Here is a 263-nt window from a genome sequence, read left to right as displayed (position 1 = left end):
CCCCGGCGGAGGCGAGGTTCAGACCCTCCTTGGCACCCTGCACTCCCTCGTCGAAGCCGTCCTTGCCGGCCTGCTTCGTCTGGTCGAGGTTCACGCCGTCCTGGACGCCCAGCGCGTCCATGCTCACCTGGACGACCAGGTCCGCCGCCATGTTCTCCAGCGACGCCACGACCGGCTCGGTCATCACCGAGACGACGTGGCCGACCGCCTCCTCCATCGCGGCCGTGATGAGCTTCAGCAACTGCTTCTTCGTGAACGCGATC

At 67.3% G+C, this 263-nt stretch carries 1 pseudogene; it reads right to left on the bottom strand.

The annotated features are described in order from the left end of the window. Positions 1-263: pseudogene (locus OO54_RS41120) on the bottom strand (hypothetical protein); the annotation flags it as partial.

This window comes from Streptomyces wedmorensis (assembly GCF_000716445.1).
GTDB classification, from domain to species: Bacteria; Actinomycetota; Actinomycetes; order Streptomycetales; family Streptomycetaceae; genus Streptomyces; species Streptomyces wedmorensis.
Note: the sequence above shows the minus strand (reverse complement) of the source record. Positions and strands in the feature narration are given on the sequence as shown.